General features: G+C 72.0%; 19 protein-coding genes. 12 read left to right on the top strand and 7 right to left on the bottom strand.

From position 1 onward, the window contains the following. The first annotated feature begins 4 nt into the window (after positions 1-4). The gene (locus O7615_RS10490; RefSeq protein WP_278177224.1) at positions 5-1,255 is read left to right on the top strand and encodes a PQQ-binding-like beta-propeller repeat protein; all 1,251 of its coding nucleotides are present in this window, start codon (positions 5-7) and stop codon (positions 1,253-1,255) included. Positions 1,256-1,304: 49 nt separating this feature from the next. Here O7615_RS10490 and hisC read toward each other — a convergent pair whose 3' ends face one another. From hisC to hppD, 3 genes are all read right to left on the bottom strand, one after another. Then, positions 1,305-2,405, bottom strand: coding sequence for a histidinol-phosphate transaminase (gene hisC / locus O7615_RS10485; RefSeq protein WP_278177222.1), 1,101 nt, complete (start codon positions 2,403-2,405; stop codon positions 1,305-1,307). Then, a complete protein-coding gene (locus tag O7615_RS10480; protein WP_278177221.1) occupies positions 2,402-3,325 on the bottom strand; it encodes an RDD family protein in 924 nt (307 codons plus the stop codon). The genes hisC and O7615_RS10480 overlap by 4 nt, the downstream gene beginning before the upstream one ends. A gap of 201 nt (positions 3,326-3,526) precedes the next feature. After that, positions 3,527-4,732, bottom strand: coding sequence for a 4-hydroxyphenylpyruvate dioxygenase (hppD, locus tag O7615_RS10475; RefSeq protein WP_278177219.1), 1,206 nt, complete (start codon positions 4,730-4,732; stop codon positions 3,527-3,529). A 142-nt stretch (positions 4,733-4,874) separates the two neighbouring features. On the opposite strand from hppD, the gene O7615_RS10470 reads away from it, so the two are divergent. Beyond that, on the top strand, positions 4,875-5,378 hold the full coding sequence (locus tag O7615_RS10470) for an Lrp/AsnC family transcriptional regulator (protein ID WP_278177218.1): 504 nt from the start codon (positions 4,875-4,877) through the stop codon (positions 5,376-5,378). A 10-nt stretch (positions 5,379-5,388) separates the two neighbouring features. On the opposite strand, the gene O7615_RS10465 is transcribed toward O7615_RS10470, so the two are convergent. Next, a complete protein-coding gene (locus tag O7615_RS10465; protein WP_278177217.1) occupies positions 5,389-6,378 on the bottom strand; it encodes a winged helix-turn-helix domain-containing protein in 990 nt (329 codons plus the stop codon). 82 nt (positions 6,379-6,460) lie between these two features. Here O7615_RS10465 and O7615_RS10460 point away from each other — a divergent pair, with 82 nt between their 5' ends. The 6 genes from O7615_RS10460 (at position 6,461) to O7615_RS10435 (ending at position 13,824) form a co-directional block, all read left to right on the top strand. Then, positions 6,461-7,726: an MFS transporter gene (locus O7615_RS10460; RefSeq protein ID WP_278182051.1), complete on the top strand. Its 1,266-nt coding sequence runs from the start codon at positions 6,461-6,463 to the stop codon at positions 7,724-7,726. Positions 7,727-7,798: 72 nt separating this feature from the next. Next, on the top strand, positions 7,799-9,235 hold the full coding sequence (locus O7615_RS10455; RefSeq protein ID WP_278177216.1) for a PQQ-binding-like beta-propeller repeat protein: 1,437 nt from the start codon (positions 7,799-7,801) through the stop codon (positions 9,233-9,235). A gap of 248 nt (positions 9,236-9,483) precedes the next feature. Next, positions 9,484-11,148, top strand: a complete 1,665-nt coding sequence (locus O7615_RS10450; protein WP_278177215.1) for a fumarate hydratase — start codon at positions 9,484-9,486, stop codon at positions 11,146-11,148. A 91-nt stretch (positions 11,149-11,239) separates the two neighbouring features. Beyond that, the gene (locus tag O7615_RS10445) at positions 11,240-11,650 is read left to right on the top strand and encodes a hypothetical protein (RefSeq protein WP_278177214.1); all 411 of its coding nucleotides are present in this window, start codon (positions 11,240-11,242) and stop codon (positions 11,648-11,650) included. An 8-nt stretch (positions 11,651-11,658) separates the two neighbouring features. Then, complete coding sequence (locus tag O7615_RS10440; RefSeq protein ID WP_278177213.1) at positions 11,659-12,186, top strand: hypothetical protein; 528 nt, start codon at positions 11,659-11,661, stop codon at positions 12,184-12,186. Between the two features lie 228 nt (positions 12,187-12,414). Then, positions 12,415-13,824: a class II fumarate hydratase gene (locus O7615_RS10435; protein ID WP_278182050.1), complete on the top strand. Its 1,410-nt coding sequence runs from the start codon at positions 12,415-12,417 to the stop codon at positions 13,822-13,824. A 93-nt stretch (positions 13,825-13,917) separates the two neighbouring features. Here the strand turns inward: O7615_RS10435 and O7615_RS10430 are convergent, their stop codons facing one another. Continuing rightward, entirely contained in the window at positions 13,918-14,202 is a 285-nt protein-coding gene (locus O7615_RS10430) for a hypothetical protein (protein ID WP_278177211.1), read from the bottom strand. After that, positions 14,196-14,510, bottom strand: coding sequence for a hypothetical protein (locus O7615_RS10425; RefSeq protein WP_278177210.1), 315 nt, complete (start codon positions 14,508-14,510; stop codon positions 14,196-14,198). Before O7615_RS10425 ends, O7615_RS10430 begins: the two co-directional genes overlap by 7 nt. A gap of 257 nt (positions 14,511-14,767) precedes the next feature. Between O7615_RS10425 and O7615_RS10420 the strand changes: the two genes are divergently transcribed. The 3 genes from O7615_RS10420 to O7615_RS10410 are packed head-to-tail and all read left to right on the top strand — an operon-like array spanning position 14,768 to position 15,880. Then, positions 14,768-15,580 (top strand): helix-turn-helix transcriptional regulator, encoded by an 813-nt coding sequence (locus tag O7615_RS10420; protein WP_278177208.1) that lies wholly within the window; start codon positions 14,768-14,770, stop codon positions 15,578-15,580. Further along, positions 15,571-15,753, top strand: coding sequence for a DUF397 domain-containing protein (locus O7615_RS10415; RefSeq protein WP_278177206.1), 183 nt, complete (start codon positions 15,571-15,573; stop codon positions 15,751-15,753). Before O7615_RS10420 ends, O7615_RS10415 begins: the two co-directional genes overlap by 10 nt. A 1-nt stretch (position 15,754) precedes the next feature. Continuing rightward, the gene (locus tag O7615_RS10410; RefSeq protein WP_278177205.1) at positions 15,755-15,880 is read left to right on the top strand and encodes a pyridoxamine 5'-phosphate oxidase family protein; all 126 of its coding nucleotides are present in this window, start codon (positions 15,755-15,757) and stop codon (positions 15,878-15,880) included. Between the two features lie 179 nt (positions 15,881-16,059). Here the strand turns inward: O7615_RS10410 and O7615_RS10405 are convergent, their stop codons facing one another. After that, complete coding sequence (locus tag O7615_RS10405; RefSeq protein ID WP_278182049.1) at positions 16,060-16,605, bottom strand: CGNR zinc finger domain-containing protein; 546 nt, start codon at positions 16,603-16,605, stop codon at positions 16,060-16,062. A gap of 83 nt (positions 16,606-16,688) precedes the next feature. On the opposite strand from O7615_RS10405, the gene O7615_RS10400 reads away from it, so the two are divergent. After that, positions 16,689-17,663, top strand: a complete 975-nt coding sequence (locus tag O7615_RS10400) for an EamA family transporter (RefSeq protein WP_278177202.1) — start codon at positions 16,689-16,691, stop codon at positions 17,661-17,663. Positions 17,664-17,665 lie beyond the last annotated feature (2 nt).

Raw genomic sequence — 17,665 nt, 5'->3', positions numbered from 1 at the left:
CGGCATGGGGCGGGTGACGGGTCAGCGGCGAATCGTGGCGGCGGTGACAGCGGTGGGTGTCGCCGCGGCGGTCGCGGTCGTCGCGTACCGCGTCCTGGCGCCGGCCGAGGTCAGCACCACCGCGCGGGGCGGCTACCCGGCGCTCGGCGCGCCGGAGGCCGGGGTGATTGGCCGCCTGCCGGTCGCCCCGTTGATCGTCGACGGCCGGCTCCGGGTGTACGCGGCATCGCGCCAGGTCTACGCCGACCAGCCGGTCGACGGCCGCCACCGTGGCACCCCGCACTGGTCCTACCGGCGGTGGCCGGCGACCCTGGACGCGGTGGTGGCGAGCGGGACGACGGTGGTGAGCCGGTGGTCCGACGGGCGTCTGGTGGCGCTCGACGCGCGGACCGGGCGGGTCGCCTGGCGAGCCGACGGACCGGAGCCGGAGCGGGAGCGCGCAACGCGGCGCACCGGCACGGCCACCGTCTGGCAGCCGAGCGGGCTCTCGGTGAGCAGGACGGTCGACGGCCGCGAGGCGGTGGTCACCTCCGGTGCCGGTGAGGTCCGGGCGGTCGACCTGGCCGACGGCGGGCAGCTGTGGCGGTCCCCGGTGGGCGCCGGCTGCCGCGAGCCGGTCGGCACGAGTACGGCTGGCCAGCTGCTCACGGTGGACCGCTGCGACGGGCCGGCGGTGGTGGAGTTCCGTGATGCGGCGACCGGTGCGGTGGGCCGCCAATGGCGACCACCGGGTGCCGGTGACGAGTTGACGGCGACGCCGATCGGCTGTGGGCCGGGCGGTGCCGGCTGCGCCGCGCTGCGGACCGCCGGGTCGGGGGACGTGGTCGCCCGGGCCTGGCTGCTCGGCTCCGGTGATCCGACCCCGGTGCGGCCCCTGGACGGCCCGGGTGCCGAGCTGGTCGACCAGACGGTGGTCAGCATGGTCGACGGGGTGCTCCTCGGCCGTGCCGTCTCCGGCGGCGTGCCACGCTGGCGGGCCGACGTCGGTCCCGGCCGGGTGATCGCCGTCCAGCCCGGCCGGGTCCACGTCCTGACGCAGGAGAACGAACTCGTCACGTTCGACCCGGCCACCGGCGCGCAGCTGTCCCGGTTCGTCCTCGACGTCGGGTCCGACGGCACCGGGTGGGCACCGGGCGCCGCGTACGCGGCCGACGGGTACGTGGTGGTGGAACGGCTGCGCCAACCGGTCGACCCCGACGGGGACGACCAGCGGTACTACTTCACCTCGGAACCGCTGATCGTCGCCGCGACGTGACCCGTCGGCCCAAACGCCGTCAGCCCAAACGCACGTCAGCCCAGCCCCGTCAGCCCAGCGCCGCCTCGGCCGCGGCCAGGAAGGCGTCGTTCTCGTCCGGCGTGCCGATGGTGACCCGAACCCCGTCCCCGGGGAACGGGCGGACGATCACGCCGCGCGACTCGCACGCCCGGCCGAACTCCACCGCCCGGTCGGCCAGCGGCAGCCAGACGAAGTTCGCCTGGCTCGCCGGCACGCCCGGGACGAGCTTGCTCAATGCCTCGCTGACCCGCTCGCGTTCGGCCACCACCAGCGCGCACCGCCGGCGCACCTCGTCCGCCTGGGCCAGCGCGGCCAGTGCCCCCGACTGGGCGGCCGCGTTGCTGGAGAACGGCGTGACGACCTTGCGTACCGCCGCTGCCACCGTGGGCTGCGCGATCAGGAAGCCGATCCGCAGGCCGGCGAGGCCCCACGCCTTGGACAGGGTGCGCAGCACCGCCACGTTCGGCCGGTCGGCGTAGCTCAGCCCGTCCGGCACCTCGGGATCGGTGACGAACTCCCGGTACGCCTCGTCGATCACCACCAGCACGTCGTCCGGCACGGCGTCGAGGAAGCGGTCCAACTCGGCCCGGCGTACGGCGGTGCCGGTCGGGTTGTTCGGGTTGCAGACCAGGACCATGCGCGTGCGGTCGGTCACCGCCGCCGCCATCGCCGTCAGGTCGTGCCCGTGCCCGGCGTCGTTGGGCACCTGCACGCTGGTCGCGCCGCTGGTCGCCGCGATGATGGGGTACGCCTCGAACGAGCGCCACGGGTAGACCAGCTCGTCCCCGGGCAGGCAGGTGGCCCGCACCAGGTGCTCGGCCAGCGCCACCGAGCCGCAGCCGGTCGCCACCCGGTCGGGGTCCACCCCGTACCGTTCGCCGATCGCCTGGCGGAGCGCGACGACGCCCATGTCCGGGTAGCGGTGCACCCCGGCGGCGGCCTCGGCGACGGCCTCCACGACGCCCGGCAGCGGGCCGTACGGCACCTCGTTGCTGGCCAGCTTGATGGCCTCGGGCAGGCCCAGTTCCCGGGCCAGGTCGGCCGGGCTGCGGCCGGGTACGTAGTTGGGCAGCGCGTCCAGGTCGGCGCGGGTCAGCCGCACTGACGGCTGGTCTCGTCGATCGGTCATGAGGTCTCTCCCGGGGGGTTGGCGCGGTCGTCGGGGGTGCGGGGAAGCTGGACCACCACGGTCTGCGCCCGCTTGTCGTGCAGCGCCTGCCGCAGCGGGTGGTCGAAGAGCGGGGAAAGCGCGTCGATGAGCTGGAGCAGCAGGCCGAGGCCGCAGCAGTACCAGAGCAGGGTGGGCAGGCCGAGGGTGTTCCACCGGCGCAGCGCCCGGCCGAAGCCCAGCGGTGCGTCCGCCTCGACCGGCACCGCCTTGACGCGCAGCACCCGCTTGCCGAAGGTCTGGCCGCTGGCGGCCATGGACGGCACCTCGTACGCCAGCCAGAGCGAGGTGGCGATCAGCAGGATCACCACGATCAGCGCGCCGGCCTGGTCGCCGGCGGCGGGCAGCGGATCGGTGGTGCGGTCCTGGGCCTGCACCCGGCGCCAGAACTCGTTCAGGGGCGGGGTGAGCTCCTGGACGTAGCGCCAGACGAACCAGCCGTTCACCAGCGCGTTGAGCGCGAAGACGACGACGAGGTCGATCAGCCGGGCGCTCAGCCGGGCACCGAACGAGGCCAGCGGCAGCCCGTGCGGCCGGGGCTCCGGCGGGCGCCCGGGCCAGGTCGGGTACGGCCAGCCCGGGGGCGGACCCTGCGCTGCGCCGGCCGGCCAGCCGGCTGGCGGACCCTGCTGCCAGGCGGCCTGCGGGGTGCCGCCGGTGGGGAGGTCGGTGGCGGGTGGCGCGGCGGCGGACGACGTGGCGGACCCGGCGGCCGGGGACGTGGGCGCGGCCTCAGGCGCCGGCTCGGGTTCGGGTGGCGGCGGTCCCTCGGGCGGTGTGGCGTCGACCGGGATGGGCGCGCCGATCCACCCTTCGCCGTCCCAGTACCTGCGGGTCTGCGGGTCGGCGGGATCGACGTACCAACCGGGTGCCACGCTCACGACGCGGCCTCGCTGCGCTCATTCACCTCGACACCTTAACGACGGCTGACGCTCGTCCGCGGCTGCCCGCCCTGCCCCCGCGTCGACGGGATGGGCCCGGCGGCGCAGCCGAGCGGGCGGCGCAACGCCGCCGGCCGTGGCACGGAGTCCCGCCGGCCGGCGGCGTCGGAGCTGCGGAGGGCGGGGTCACGCCCGACAGTGTTACAGGTTGCCGCGCCGCTCCTGCTCCCGCTCGATCGCCTCGAAGAGGGCCTTGAAGTTGCCCTTGCCGAACCCGAGCGAGCCGTGCCGTTCGATCAGCTCGAAGAAGACGGTCGGGCGGTCCTGCACCGGCTTGGTGAAGATCTGCAGCAGGTAGCCGTCCTCGTCCCGGTCGACCAGGATCTTGCGGGCCTTCAGCTCCTCGATGGGCACGCGTACCTGGCCGATGCGGGCGCGCAGTTCCGGGTCGTCGTAGTACGAGTCCGGGGTGTCCAGGAAGTCGACGCCGGCGGCCCGCATCGCGTCCACGCTGGCCAGGATGTCGTTGGTGGCCACCGCGATGTGCTGGGCGCCCGGCCCCTGGTAGAACTCCAGGTACTCGTCGATCTGCGACTTCTTCTTGGCGATGGCCGGCTCGTTCAGCGGGAACTTCACCTTGCGGGTGCCGTTCGCGACGACCTTGCTCATCAGGGCCGAGTAGTCGGTGGCGATGTCGTCGCCGATGAACTCCGCCATGTTGGTGAAGCCCATGACCCGGCGGTAGAACTCGACCCACTCGTCCATCCGGCCCAGCTCCACGTTGCCGACGATGTGGTCGACCGCCTGGAAGAAGCGCTTCGGCTGGACCCCGGCGTCGATCATCGGCTGCCGATCCACGATCGGGCCGCGGGTAGCGAAGCCGGGCAGGAACGGCCCCTGGTAGCGGGACCGGTCCACCAGGGTGTGCCGGGTGTCGCCGTAGGTGGCGATGGCGGCCAGGCGTACGGTGCCGTGCTCGTCGGTGACGTCGTGCGGCTCGACCAGACCGGTCGCGCCCTGCGCGGTGGCGTACGCGTACGCGGCGTCGACGTCCGGCACCTCCAGGGCGATGTCGGCGACCCCGTCGCTGTGCCGGGTGACGTGCTCGGCGCCGGCGGCGTCGGGCCGGACCGCGCCGGTGAGCACGAACCGCGCCGAACCGCTGGTCAGCACGTACTCGGCGTGGTCCCGGTAGCCCTGCTCCGGGCCCCGGTACGCGACGCAGGTCATGCCGAACGCGGTGGAGTAGTAGTGGGCGGCCTGCTTGGCGTTGCCCACCAGGAAACGCACGTGGTCGAGGCCCCGGACCGGGAACGGGTCACCGCTGGTGTCGTGGTCGACGGCGCCGACGAGGGCGTCGACGTCGACCTCCTCGGTCGGCTGGGGTCGGTCGATCGCCTGGGTCATGGTGCCCTCCCTCGCGTACCGGCCGGGCCTCGTGGGCCGACCGGATCGTGTGCTGCTGTGGCGAGCATCGCGGTGGCGGGCGCACTGGGCAAGGCTCTCCGCGTACGCTGGTCAGGTTGCACAAACGGTATGGTGTTCACGCATGAACACTGGTCAGATTGTCCAGCTCGACGAGCTGGATGCGAGACTCATCGAGCTGCTCGCGGAGGAACCCCGGATCGGGGTGCTGGAGTGTTCGCGTCGGCTCCAGGTGGCCCGGGGCACCGTCCAGGCGCGGCTCGACAAGCTGGTCGGCCGGGGCGTGATCGCCGGCTTCGGGCCGGATCTCGGCCCCGCCGCGCTCGGCTTCACGGTGACCAGCTTCGTCACCCTGGAGATCAGCCAGCGGCTCGGGCACGATCCGGTCACCCGCCACCTGGCGGCGATCCCCGAGGTGCTGGAGGCGCACACCATCACCGGCTCGGGTGATCTGCTCTGCCGGATCGTGGCCCGCTCGAACACCGATCTCCAGCGGGTGATCGACCAGATCGTGGCGTACGAGGGGATCACCCGCGCCTCCACGATCATCGCGCTCGCCGAACAGATTCCGTACCGCGTGCTCCCGCTGCTCCGCTCCGCCGTGACCGAAAGAAAGGCCTCCGGTTGACACCAAGGCGTCAACCCTCGGCGAGGGTGTCGCCGAGGGGTGTGCGCCGGTAGCGGACGGCCCGGCCGGATCGGACGCGGGTGACCAGACCCGCCTCGCGCAGCACGGTCAGGTGGTCGCCGACACCGCCCAGGCTCAGCCCGAGTTGGGCGACGAGCTGGCTGGTGGTGGCGGGCAGGGCGAGGGCGCGCAGCACCGCCGCCCGGGAGCGCCCGACCAGCCGGTCCAGCGCGTCGTCCGGGCGGGCGGGATCGGGCGGGCCGAGCAACTCGGCCACCCCGGAGGCCCGGTAGACGATCGCGTACGGCCAGGGCTGCTCGACGTACGTGATCAGCGTGCCGAAGACGGTGGGGACGAAGAGCAGCCCTCGGCCGGCCAGCGAGTGGGTCGCCGGGTCGCGGTCGGTGACCTCGATGGCGCCGACGTCGCCGCCCGGAACCCAGCGCAGCCGCGGGTCCAGGCCCGCTACCGCGGCACCCCAGCCGTAGGCGAGCAGCCGGCCGGCCCGGTGCAGCAGATCCCGTTCCAGCACCGCTCGCAGCCGGGGCCAGTCCGGTTCGACCAGCGTCGTCCAGGCTGCCTCGATCGCCTCCGCGATCAGGTCGACCACGTTCGCCGACCGGAAGATCCGGCGGGCGTACGCCGGTGGCGTGACCCGGGGCCCGGTGAGGTTGCGGGCCAGTTCGGCGCGGGCCTGGGCGAGCGGGGTGGCGCGTACCACGGCCAGTTCGCCCGCGAAGTCCCGGGCCGTGCCGTCCGGCGGCGGCTGGATGAAGTCGGCGTTGTAGCCGCCCCGGCGCAGCAGTGCCATCAGCGCGCCGATCGCCGGCAACTCCCGGCGCAGCCGCTCGTACGCCGGCCGGGTCCGGGCCACCCAGGGTGCGAGCCCGGGTACGGCGTGCTGGCCCGCGCAGAGTCGCAGCGCCCACACCGCCTCGCCCAGCGGCGAGATCGCGTACCTGCTGGCCGCCACGTCGGCCGGGGTGACCTCGATCCGCATCGCCCAACCTTTCGCCCTGGAGCGAAAGGATAGAGCGAATGCAGGTCTGGCCACCAGGCTGGCCGGCGTGAACAGCACCAGCATGCCCGCGTCGCCGGTGCTGGCCGATCGGCCAGCCACCTTCCGGGACGTCTTCGCCGTCGCCGAGTTCCGGGTCCTCTTCGCCAGCTTCGGGATCTTCATGATCGGCGAGACGGTGAAGATGCTCGCCCTGTCCGTGCTGGTCTACGAGCGCACCGGTTCCGGCCTGCTGGCCGCGCTGGCGTACGTCACCGGCTTCCTGCCCCATGCCCTGGGCGGGGTGTTCCTGCTGGCACTGGCCGACCGGTGGCCGCCCCGCGCGCTGATCGTCGGCTACGACCTGGTGCGGCTCGCCATGGTGGCGGTGCTCGCCACCGGCGTGCTGTCCCCGACGGCGATGCTCGGCCTGGTCGCCGTCGTGGCCCTCTTCGGTCCGGTCAGCAGCGCCTCGCGCACCGCCCTGCTGCCGGAGGTGCTGCACGGCGACGCGTACGTCCTGGGGCGCTCGCTGCTCACCGTCGCCGCCGGGGGAACCCAGGTGGCCGGGTTCGCCCTCGGTGGCCTCCTGCTCGGGCTGGTAGGCCCGTACGGCGCGCTCTGGCTGACCGCGACCACCTGCGGCCTCGCCGCGCTGATGGTGCGCCTCGGCCTCACCCGCCGCCCCGCCCGCTCGCAGAAACCGATCCCCGCTGGGCAGCCGGGTGCCGGTGCGGCACGGGCGGGGCGGGCCCGGCCGGGAGCGGTCCGGGAGACCCTGCGGGTCAACCGTGCCCTGCTCGCCGACCGGCGGATCCGGGGACTGCTGCTCGCCCAGTGGCTGCCCGGCTCGCTGCTGGTCGGTGCCGAGGGCGTGGCCGTGCCGTACGCGGCCGAACTGGGGCCGGGCGCCAGCGCGGGCGTGCTGCTGATGGCCGGCGCGGGGGGCATGCTCGTCGGCGACCTGCTGGTGGGGCGATTCGTGGCACCGGGCCGCCGGGAACGCCTGACCCCGTGGCTGGCGCTGCTGCTCGGCGTACCCATGCTGGCGTTCCTGGCCCGGCCGGCGCTGCTGCCTGCCGCGGCCCTGTTCGCGGTGGCCACCGCGGGTTTCGCCTACCAGCTCGGGTTGGCCCGGCGGTTCCTCGACGCGGTTCCCGAGGCGCGTCGGGGACAGGCGTTCGGGCTGGTCAGTACCGGCATGATGGCGGGGCAGGGGCTGGCCGCGGCCGGCGCCGGCGCGTTGAGCGAGGTGCTCGCGCCGGGGGTCGTGATGGCGGTCGCCGGCGCCGCGTCGGTCGTGGCGACGCTGGCCCTCTGGCCGATCCTGACCCCCCGCCGGAGGGGTTGATGACAGGCCCTTCCTTGCGCGACACGCGGCGCGGTGCGGGCGGGGAAGGGCGCGGGTGGCTACCGTGTCCCGGTGGCGAAGGGGAGCGGCCTCGGCGTACGTGGCTGGTTGCTGCTCGGCCTGACCACCGTGGTGGTGCTCGCCGCGACCGGAGTCTGGAACCCGTTCCCCACCATGTGGGACTGGGTCAACCGGCGCCAGTCGATGTCCCAGCCGGACCTGGTCTGGCAGCAGCGCATCGGCGGCACCCCGCGCAGCGTCACGATCGCCGGGGAGACCGTGGTGGTCGAGCAGCGCACCCGGGTCGAGGCCCGCAGCCTGGCCGCCGGCACCCAGCTCTGGGAGCGCAAGGCGGACTGGAGTGCGGTGGCCGGCGTCGGGCAGGAGGCCGTGGTCGTCGTGGGTCGGCTGCTCGTCAAGGGTTACGAGGTGCTCGACCCGGTCACCGGTGTGACCCGCCGCCGGGACGGCGACGCAGTCGCCGTCTGGACGTATCGCAACCTGCTGCTCGACGCGCGCTGCGTGGACGCCACCGACTGCACCCTGAGCGCCTGGGATCCGCGCGGTACCGCCCCGCTGTGGACCGCCTTCCTGCCCGGGGTCAGCAGCGGCCTGCTCGCCGACAACCCGAACCTGCTGGACACCCGCCGGCTCACCACCGCCCGGATCGACGGTGAGGTGGCCGGCCCGGAGGCGGTGACGCCGCTGCTCGGCTTCCCGGTCGACGGGCGGGTGCACGTGGTGGACACCGCGACCGGCCGGGTGCTCCAGAACGTCGAACCCGGCCGGGACGAGCGGCTCGCCGTGATCGGTGGTCGCCTGCTGCGCATCACGGCCCGCTCGCAGGACGGCAACTGCTACTTCGCGATCTCCGGCCGGGACTCGATCACCGGCCAGGAGGCGTGGCAGCAGTCGGGGATCAACCTGCGGACCGCCGACAGCGCCGGCTGCGTACAGCGGGAAGACCCGTACGGCGCCCGCAACGTGCTGGTCGGCGTCGCGCCCGACGGCCGGGAGGCCGTCATCGACGGGTACGACGGGCGGCTGCTGCTGGTTACCGCGAACGGGGAACGGGTGCTGGCCGTCGACGACCGGTACGCCGTGGTCCGGGCCGCCGACGGTGGCACGGTCTCGGCCCGCGAACTCGGCTCCGGCCGGGTCCGCTGGAACCGGCCGGCCGGGCAGAAGACGGGCGCCGCGCTCACCCCATACGCGGTGATCGTCACCGACGAGAAGCCCAACCGGCTGGCCGCGCTCGACCCGCGTACCGGACGGGAGCTGGCCGCGCTGCGGACCTCGGCGAACGCGCTCGCGGTCGGCCCCGCCGGGATGGTGATCGGGGAGGGGCGGGAGATCGGGTACGTCCGCTTCGGCGGGGCGGCCGGCGAACCACCGCGTGACGGCAACGGCCCGGTACCTGGGTCCACCGGCACCGGTGGCATCCCACAGCCGCAGGACAGCTGCGGCCCGAAGAACGAGCTGTGCGCCGCTCCCGACCTCGGCAAGTGACCGCCCACGGGGGCGGATGGGGGTGCGGGGCGGGCACCCCACCCGGCGGGTGGGACTGATCGACCCTTCTGCCCTAGGCTTTGCCGTCATGAGCGAGCGCCAGCGAGCGAATCATCAACGCAGTGCGGCGGTGCCTCATGGCGGCACGCAGCGAAGCGGAGTGCCGTCATGAGCGAGCGCGGCGAGCGAATCATCAGGCTCAGCGCATTGGTGCCTCATGGCGGCACGCAGCGAAGCGGAGTGCCGTCATGAGCGGCGCCGACTTCTCGTACGCCCCCCTGCTGCCGACCGGTCCCGACCAGACCGAGTATCGCCTGGTCACCGATGAGGGCGTCGACGTGGTCCACGGCCCGGGTGGTCGCCGTTTCCTCACCGTGGAGCCGGCCGCCCTGACCGCCCTGACCGCCGAGGCGATGCACGACATCGCGCACTTCCTGCGCCCCGCCCACCTGGCCCAGCTGCGGTCGATCATCGACGATCCGGCGGCCTCGCCGAACGACCGGTTCGTCGCGCTGGACCTGCTGCGCAACGCCAACATCGCCGCCGGTGGGGTGCTGCCGATGTGCCAGGACACCGGCACCGCGATCGTGATGGGCAAGCGTGGCCGGCACGTCCTCACCGACGGCGGCGACGCCGAGGCGATCTCGCGCGGAGTGTGGCAGGCGTACACCCGGCTGAACCTGCGCTACTCGCAGCTCGCGCCGCTGACGATGTGGGAGGAGCGCAACACGGGCAGCAACCTGCCCGCCCAGGTCGAGCTGTACGCGGAGGATCCGGACGGCCACCCGGACGCGTACAAGTTCCTCTTCATGGCCAAGGGGGGCGGCTCGGCCAACAAGTCGTACCTCTACCAGGAGACCAAGGCGCTGCTGAACCCGACGCGGATGATGCAGTTCCTGGAGGAGAAGCTGCGGCTGATCGGCACCTCGGCCTGCCCGCCGTACCACCTGGCCGTCGTGATCGGCGGCACCAGCGCCGAGTACGCCCTCAAGACCGCCAAGTACGCCAGCGCGAAGTATCTTGACGCGCTGCCCACCTCCGGTTCGATGACCGCGCACGGCTTCCGCGACCTGGAGCTTGAGGCCGAGGTGCTGGAGCTGACCCGCAACTTCGGCATCGGCGCGCAGTTCGGCGGGCGCTACTTCTGCCATGACGTACGGGTGGTGCGGCTGCCCCGACACGGCGCCTCCTGCCCGGTGGCGATCGCCGTCTCCTGCTCGGCGGACCGGCAGGCCGTCGCCAAGATCACCCCGTCGGGTGTGTGGCTGGAGCGCCTCGAAACCGACCCGGCCCGCTTCCTGCCCGAGGTCACCGAGGCGCACCTGGACGCGACCGAGGTGGTACGCGTCGACCTCAACCGGCCGATGGCCGAGATCCGCGCCGAGCTGTCGAAGTATCCGGTGAAGACCCGGCTGTCGCTCAGCGGTCCGCTGGTGGTGGCCCGGGACATCGCCCACGCCAAGATCGCGGAGCGGCTGGACGCGGGCGAGCCGATGCCGCAGTACCTGCGCGACCACGCCGTCTACTACGCCGGCCCGGCAAAGACCCCGGAGGGCTACGCCTCGGGCTCGTTCGGCCCGACGACCGCCGGCCGGATGGACGCCTACGTGGCGACGTTCCAGGCCGCCGGTGGGTCACTGGTGATGCTCGCCAAGGGCAACCGGTCGGCGCAGGTGACCCGCTCCTGCGAGCAGCACGGCGGTTTCTACCTGGGCTCGATCGGCGGCCCGGCGGCCCGGCTGGCCCAGGACTGCATCAAGCACGTGGAGGTCCTGGAATACCCGGAGCTGGGCATGGAGGCGGTCTGGAAGATCGAGGTGGAGGACTTCCCGGCCTTCATCGTCGTCGACGACAAGGGCGACGACTTCTTCGCCGAGGTGACCAAGCCCGTCCTCACCATCGGCCACCGCTGAGCGTTTGGAGTTTCTGGAGTTTTAGGAGTTTCTGAAGTTCGACGCCTTCTCGCTTGAGTGGTATGCTCTCCGTCGAGCGAGAGGAAAGTTGATGCCGTCCATCGACGATATTGATGATGACACCGACCAGTACCTCGCCTTCGCGGCAGAGGTTGCCGGGCTGACCAAAGGCCAGGTCGTCGCAAGGCTCGTGGTGGACGCGCGGAGGCGCGCGGGGGCGGGCAGGGAGGAACTCCGCCCCCGCGAGATTGAAGAGCCGCACGCCGTTCGGGTCTATGCCGACTACGCAGGACACCGCACCTATGCGTCCTTCGTGCCGGGTCCCGGGCGGATCGAGATCACCTCTGGGCCGCTCGCCGGGCAGATCCTCAGGACGCCGAGCCAGGCTGCTCGGAGGATCGTGGAGCACTACAAGCCTGGCGTGTCGTCGTCGAGAAATGGCTGGGCCTTCTTCGTCGTCGAGGAAAGCGGCTTACCCCTCCAAAGCCTGCGGCATCGCTGAGGCCCGGCATGCGTGTGCACACCTTCGTTGACGAGACCAAGGAGCGCGGCCTGATTATGGCCGCCGCGACGCTCGGCCCCGACTCCCTGTCCAGAGCGCGCCAGGCGATAGCCAGGCTGACGCTGCCGAACCAGCGCAGCATCCACTTTTGCAAAGAGCGCAACGACAGGCGCAGGTTGATAATCGCTGCTCTGCGCGTCTTGGATCCGATCATCGTGCTCTATGACGCGACCGGTCATCGTGATCTCCGGATCGGTCGGGAACTGTGCCTGCGGGCTCTGGTTGCAGACGCGGCAAAGATCGAGACCGAGCGACTTGTGTTGGAGCTCGACGACTCCCGTCGTGCCGCTGATGCTGCCGTGCTCAACCGGGAGATTCGGCTCGCGGGCATGATCGGGCAGATCCGTTATGACCATCTTCGTGCTTACGACGACCATCTGCTGGTGCTGCCCGACGCGATCGCATGGTCATGGGCCAGAGGCGGTGAGTGGCGCGCGATGGTGCGGCCCATGATCAGGGAAGTGCGCAATGTGTGAGAGGCCGGAGACGCGAAACCCGGCCCACCCACCGTCCGGAAGGCTGCCGGGTCCACTTCCAGGAGCTATTGCTCCTGACGATTGAAGCATAACCCCTCTCGCGGACAGCTTCAACGGAACAGCAGGCAGCTCACAGTGCAGAGCAGGAACGCCAGGCGGGCGGGCCGGGCTGGTGGGGTGGGATCCTACTGCGGCGATCATCTGCACGTCGCCGCCGGGCGCGGCAGGATGGTACGCGTGACGACTCCAGAGGCGACGGGCTACCGGATCGAACGCGACTCGATGGGCGAGGTGGAGGTGCCCGCCGAGGCGCTGTGGCGGGCGCAGACTCAGCGGGCGGTGCAGAACTTCCCGATCTCGGGCCGGGGGATCGAGCCGGCGCAGATCCGGGCACTGGCCCAGATCAAGGGCGCGGCGGCCGAGGTCAACGGTGACCTGGGCGTGATCGACGCGAACGTGGCCGCGGCGATCGCAGCCGCCGCCGCGCACGTGGCCGACGGCGGGTACGATGACCAGTTCCCGGTGGATGTGTTCCAGACCGGCTCCGGCACGTCGTCCAACATGAACACCAACGAGGTGATCGCCACGCTGGCCGGCCGGGAGCTGGGCCGGGACGTGCACCCGAACGACGACGTCAACGCCTCGCAGTCCAGCAACGACGTCTTCCCGTCCTCGATCCACCTCGCCGCCACCGAGGCCGTCGCGCGGGATCTGCTCCCGGCGCTGGCCCACCTGGCCGGTGCGCTGGAGGCCAAGGCCGAGGAGTTCGACACCGTCGTCAAGGCCGGGCGTACGCACCTGATGGATGCCACCCCGGTGACCCTCGGGCAGGAGTTCGGCGGGTACGCCGCCCAGGTCCGGTACGGCATCGAACGGCTGGCGGGGGCGCTGCCCCGACTGGCCGAGCTGCCGTTGGGCGGGACGGCGGTCGGCACCGGCATCAACACTCCGCTCGGTTTCGCCGCCCGGGTGATCGAGAAGCTGCGCGACTCGACCGGGCTGCCGCTGACCGAGGCGCGCAACCACTTCGAGGCGCAGGGCGCCCGGGACGCGCTGGTGGAGACCTCGGGGCAGCTGCGTACCGTGGCGGTCGGCCTCTACAAGATCGCGAATGACATCCGGTGGATGGGCTCGGGCCCCCGGGCCGGCCTGCGCGAGCTGCGCATACCTGATCTCCAACCGGGATCGTCGATCATGCCGGGCAAGGTCAACCCGGTGGTCTGCGAGGCCGTGCGGCAGGTCTGCGCGCAGGTGGTCGGCAACGACGCGACCGTGGCCTTCGCCGGTTCGCAGGGGGACTTCGAGCTGAACGTGATGCTGCCGGTGATGGGCCGCAACATCCTGGAGTCGATCCGGCTGGTCGCCGCGTCGAGCCGCCTGCTCGCCGACCGCTGCGTGGTCGGCCTGGTCGCGGACGCCGAGGTCTGCCTGTCGTACGCCGAGGGCTCGCCGTCGATCGTCACCCCGCTCAACCGCCACCTCGGCTACGACGAGGCCGCCTCGATCGCCAAGGAGGCGCTGGAGAAGCAGACCTCCATCAAGGAGGTGGTGATCTCCCGGGGCCATCTCGACTCCGGCAAGCTCACCGAGACCCAACTGGAGGAGGCGCTCGACCTGCTCCGGATGACCCACCCCTGAGCGGTCGATCGCCGGGGGCTGATCGACACGACATGCGGCATGTCGGGGCATCCGACCCCTCGGATAACCCCGACATGCCGCATCCAGTGTCGATCAAGGCCCGCCCATCGGCCGACGCCGAGGCACCCAGGCGAGGAAGCGGGCGAAGAGCGCCGTCGGTTCCGGACCGTCGTCCGGATGGAGCCGGTACAGGTCGGCGGTGGCCTCGTGCAGTACCGCGCAGAGATAGATACTCAGCGCGATCCGGTCGTCGGCGTACTCGGCGACGAGGGTGAGTCGCGCGGTGGCGCAGGGCCAGGGCGCGGCGCAGACCCGGCAGAGCCAGAGCGGGCGCAGCGGCAGATGCGGTCGGGCCGGCGCGGCCGGACCGGTCACCACCGGCCGCCATTGGCCCGCCAGGACTGCGCGACGGTGAGCCGCCCGACCCTGCCGAACTGCGGGTTCGCCATGGTCGCCGAGGCCCAGCGCGGCCGGTTCGGTGGCGGCGCGGGTGCGACCGGTGTGGTCGGCTCGGTCGGCACGGCCGCGTACCGATCCGGGCAGGTGCGCCAGCGCAGGCCACAGGAGCAGTACCGGCGCAGACCGCGCCAGACCCGGCGGTGCCGGGGTGCGAGGGGTACCGGGCGCTGGTTGCGGGCCAGCCGAGGGGTACGGGGGAACCAGGTCAGCCAGGCGGATCGGGACATGGCGCAGCCTTTCCTTCGAGCCGAATCGTGTGCGTCATCGCCCCGGCAGTGGGACCGCCCGGCCGGGGGAGCGGGCGGTCCCACCTGGACGCCGCGCTCGGGGGATGAGCGGCGAACGTCGCACTTCACAGTCTGCTGATGACACCGCTACGGTCGGAAGGGTTCGTCCACGCTGTCCGAGGTCCACTGCGGCGAAGCCGGGTTGCCGGTGGCGTGGCGCTGGAGTCGATCAACCGGTTCCTGGAGGGCGGCTGGAGATGGCGGGTGGGCAGACGACCGCGGCGGCGTTCCTGGTCGCGGAGCTACGCCGGGCGCGGATTCGGCGGGGCTGGAGTCAGGAGGAACTGGCCAGGGCGGTCAACTACTCACCGTCGATGGTCAGCGCGGTGGAACTCGGCCAGCAGCCGCCCACGCCGAAGTACCTGGAACTGTTCGACGGCGCCCTCGACACCGGCGGCCTCTACACCCGCATGCTCACCAACCTGGTACCCCTCGACCGTGCTCAGTCGTGGCGACGAGGGGCGAAGGCGCTTGTCGAGCAGGCGGCGAAACTGCGGTGGTATGAGCCGCTGTATGTGCCAGGTCTCCTGCAGACGCAGGACTATGCGCGAGCTGTCTTCGAGTCCGGTGGCCTGCTGGACCACACCGAAGTGGAGTGCCGCCTGGCGGAGCGGATCGATAATCAAGCGATCTTGTCCGGCGACCCGTCACCGTACCTGATGGCGATTATTGACGAGGCCGCGATTCGCCGATGTGTCGGAGGTCGGAAGGTAATCGCTGACCAGGTGTCACACCTCGTGCGCGTCGCCACCGAACATCCACGTGTCCGGCTACACGTGGTTCCTCAGACGGCGGCGGAATACCCCGGCCTGGGCGGTCCGTTCCTACTCGCCACCTCAAGGGAGGGCAACGATGTGGCCTTCCTGGCTAGCCACATCGGCGGGCAGGAACTGGACCGGCCAGCCGATCTCGATCTTCTGCGGCAGGTGTGGGAGGTTAGCCTCGGCGAGGCATACACGCCCACCCAGTCGATCGAGCTAATGAGGGAAGTGGCCGAGTCATGGAGCTGAGCGGCGCCCGGTGGCGTAAGAGCAGCCGGAGCGCACAGTCCAACGACTGTGTCGAGGTGGCGACGAATCTTCCTGGGGTGGTCGGGGTGCGGGACAGTAAGGATCCGACGGGGCCGGTGCTGACCTTCGAGCCGTACGCCTGGCGGGTTTTCGTGGCTGCCCAGCCGCGCTGACGTGATCAGCGCGGGGGTCCTGGCCCGGCTGGAGGGGGAGCGGGTCGGCTGGCTCTGCACGCTGCGGCCGGACGGCTCACCGCACCTGACACCGGTCTGGTTGCTCTATCTCGGCGGGGAGTGGTGACTGACTAGCCGGCCGCGCCCGCTAACCCGCCGAACCAACGTCGGCGGTGCGTTGCCCGAGGCTTGTGGGTGCACTTGTAGTTGCCATAACGACAACAGATGCACCCAAAGCCAATCGCCGCCTTCCCGCGAGGTGGTCGGCGCCAGGTCACGCGGGGAACGTCGCGTTCGGCGTCGGGTTCACGAGCGGGCGGCGGCCTTGCGGGCGCGGTAGGCGCTGACCGCGGCCCGGTTGCCGCAGCCGGCGTCGCAGAACCGGCGGGAACGGTTCTTCGAGAGGTCGACCAGCACGTTGTCGCAGTCGGGGTACTCGCAGATGCGCAGCCGCCGCAACTCGCCGCCGCGCACCACGTCCGCGATCGCCATCGCCGCCTCGACCGCGATCCGGGTGGCCAGCGGGGCGTCCCGGGGGACGGCGTGCAGATGGTACGGCTCGGTGTCGTGCGTGATGAGCTGGGGCAACGCGCGGTGCTCGCGGAGCAGCCCGTTGACGATCGAGACGATCTCGTCGATGTGGGCGTACCAGAGCCGGCGCAGCCGGGGACGCAATGCGCGTACCGCCCGAAGTTCGGCTTCGGTGTGTTCGTGGCGTCCGCTGTAGGCGTGGGTGGTGTAGAAGGCGTCCAGGGCGGCGACGTCGGCCAGTTCCTCGCCGTCCCGGCCGTCGGTGTTGACCAGCGCGGCGGCGGCGGTCAACGAGCATTCAGTGTCATGGGCGAACAGCAACTTGACTCCTGTCACGACCCCGGCTTAGCGTCATCGGCGTAACCTATTTTGCCCATGGTGGGCGGCCGTGCCAAGGAGAGTCCATGCGCCAACCGTCCGTCGCCGGTCCCGGTCTCGCCCTGGCGCTGCTCTCCGCGGTCACCTTCGCCACCTCGGGCACCTTCGCCCGCTCGCTGATCAATGACGGCTGGTCGGCCGAGGCGGTCGTCATCGTCCGGGTCGGCATCGCCGCCCTGGTGCTGGCGGCGCCTGCGGTGATCGTGCTGCGGGGCCGGTGGCCGGTGCTGCGCCGCAACCTCGCGTCGATCGGCATCTTCGGGTTGCTCGGGGTCGCGGTCGCCCAGGCGTGCTTCTTCAACGCCGTGCGCTACCTGCCGGTCGGCGTCGCGCTGCTGCTGGAGTACCTCGGCGTCATCCTCGTCGTCGGATGGACCTGGCTGATGCAGGGACAGCGTCCCCGGCGGCTGACCGTGGCCGGCTCGGTGACGGCTCTCGCCGGCCTGGTGTTCGTGCTCGACCTGGCCGGGGCCGGTCGGCTCGACCCGGTCGGCGTGCTCTGGGGGTTGGGCGCGGCGGTCGGGCTGGCCGGCTACTTCGTGCTGGCTGGCCGGGCCGACCCCGCGCTGCCGTCGGTGGTCATGGCCAGTGGCGGAATGGCCGCCGGTGCCGGCGCGCTGCTGCTGCTCGGCCTGGTCGGCGCGCTGCCGCTGCGGGCCACCTTCGACACCGTGGAGTTCGCCGGGCGACACACCAGTTGGCTGGTACCGATCGCCGGCCTCGCGCTGGTCGCGGCGGTGGTCGCGTACCTGGCCGGCATCGCTGCGGCGCGTGCCCTGGGCGCCCGACTGGCCTCCTTCGTCGGGCTGAGCGAGGTGCTGTTCGCGGTGCTGATCGCCTGGCTGGTGCTGGGTGAGCTACCGACGGTCGTGCAGCTGCTCGGCGGGCTGCTGATCGTCGCGGGCGTGGCGCTGGTCCGCCTCGACGAGCTGCGGATCCCCGCCGAACCGGCGCAACCCGAGGCGACGGAACCGGAGGCGACGGAACCCGCCCTCACGTGACA

The organism is Micromonospora sp. WMMD1082 (assembly GCF_029626175.1).
GTDB lineage: Bacteria > Actinomycetota > Actinomycetes > Mycobacteriales > Micromonosporaceae > Micromonospora.
Note: the sequence above shows the minus strand (reverse complement) of the source record. Positions and strands in the feature narration are given on the sequence as shown.

Coding starts and splice junctions, on each gene's coding strand:
- hppD (WP_278177219.1), bottom strand. CDS start 4,732: ATGACCCAGGCGATCGACCGACCCCAGCCGACCGAGGAGGTCGACGTC.
- O7615_RS10490 (WP_278177224.1), top strand. CDS start 5: ATGGGGCGGGTGACGGGTCAGCGGCGAATCGTGGCGGCGGTGACAGCG.
- O7615_RS10470 (WP_278177218.1), top strand. CDS start 4,875: ATGAACACTGGTCAGATTGTCCAGCTCGACGAGCTGGATGCGAGACTC.
- O7615_RS10415 (WP_278177206.1), top strand. CDS start 15,571: ATGGAGCTGAGCGGCGCCCGGTGGCGTAAGAGCAGCCGGAGCGCACAG.
- O7615_RS10450 (WP_278177215.1), top strand. CDS start 9,484: ATGAGCGGCGCCGACTTCTCGTACGCCCCCCTGCTGCCGACCGGTCCC.
- O7615_RS10400 (WP_278177202.1), top strand. CDS start 16,689: ATGCGCCAACCGTCCGTCGCCGGTCCCGGTCTCGCCCTGGCGCTGCTC.
- O7615_RS10420 (WP_278177208.1), top strand. CDS start 14,768: ATGGCGGGTGGGCAGACGACCGCGGCGGCGTTCCTGGTCGCGGAGCTA.
- O7615_RS10440 (WP_278177213.1), top strand. CDS start 11,659: ATGCGTGTGCACACCTTCGTTGACGAGACCAAGGAGCGCGGCCTGATT.
- O7615_RS10425 (WP_278177210.1), bottom strand. CDS start 14,510: ATGTCCCGATCCGCCTGGCTGACCTGGTTCCCCCGTACCCCTCGGCTG.
- O7615_RS10465 (WP_278177217.1), bottom strand. CDS start 6,378: ATGCGGATCGAGGTCACCCCGGCCGACGTGGCGGCCAGCAGGTACGCG.
- O7615_RS10460 (WP_278182051.1), top strand. CDS start 6,461: ATGCCCGCGTCGCCGGTGCTGGCCGATCGGCCAGCCACCTTCCGGGAC.
- hisC (WP_278177222.1), bottom strand. CDS start 2,405: ATGACCGATCGACGAGACCAGCCGTCAGTGCGGCTGACCCGCGCCGAC.
- O7615_RS10445 (WP_278177214.1), top strand. CDS start 11,240: ATGCCGTCCATCGACGATATTGATGATGACACCGACCAGTACCTCGCC.
- O7615_RS10435 (WP_278182050.1), top strand. CDS start 12,415: ATGGTACGCGTGACGACTCCAGAGGCGACGGGCTACCGGATCGAACGC.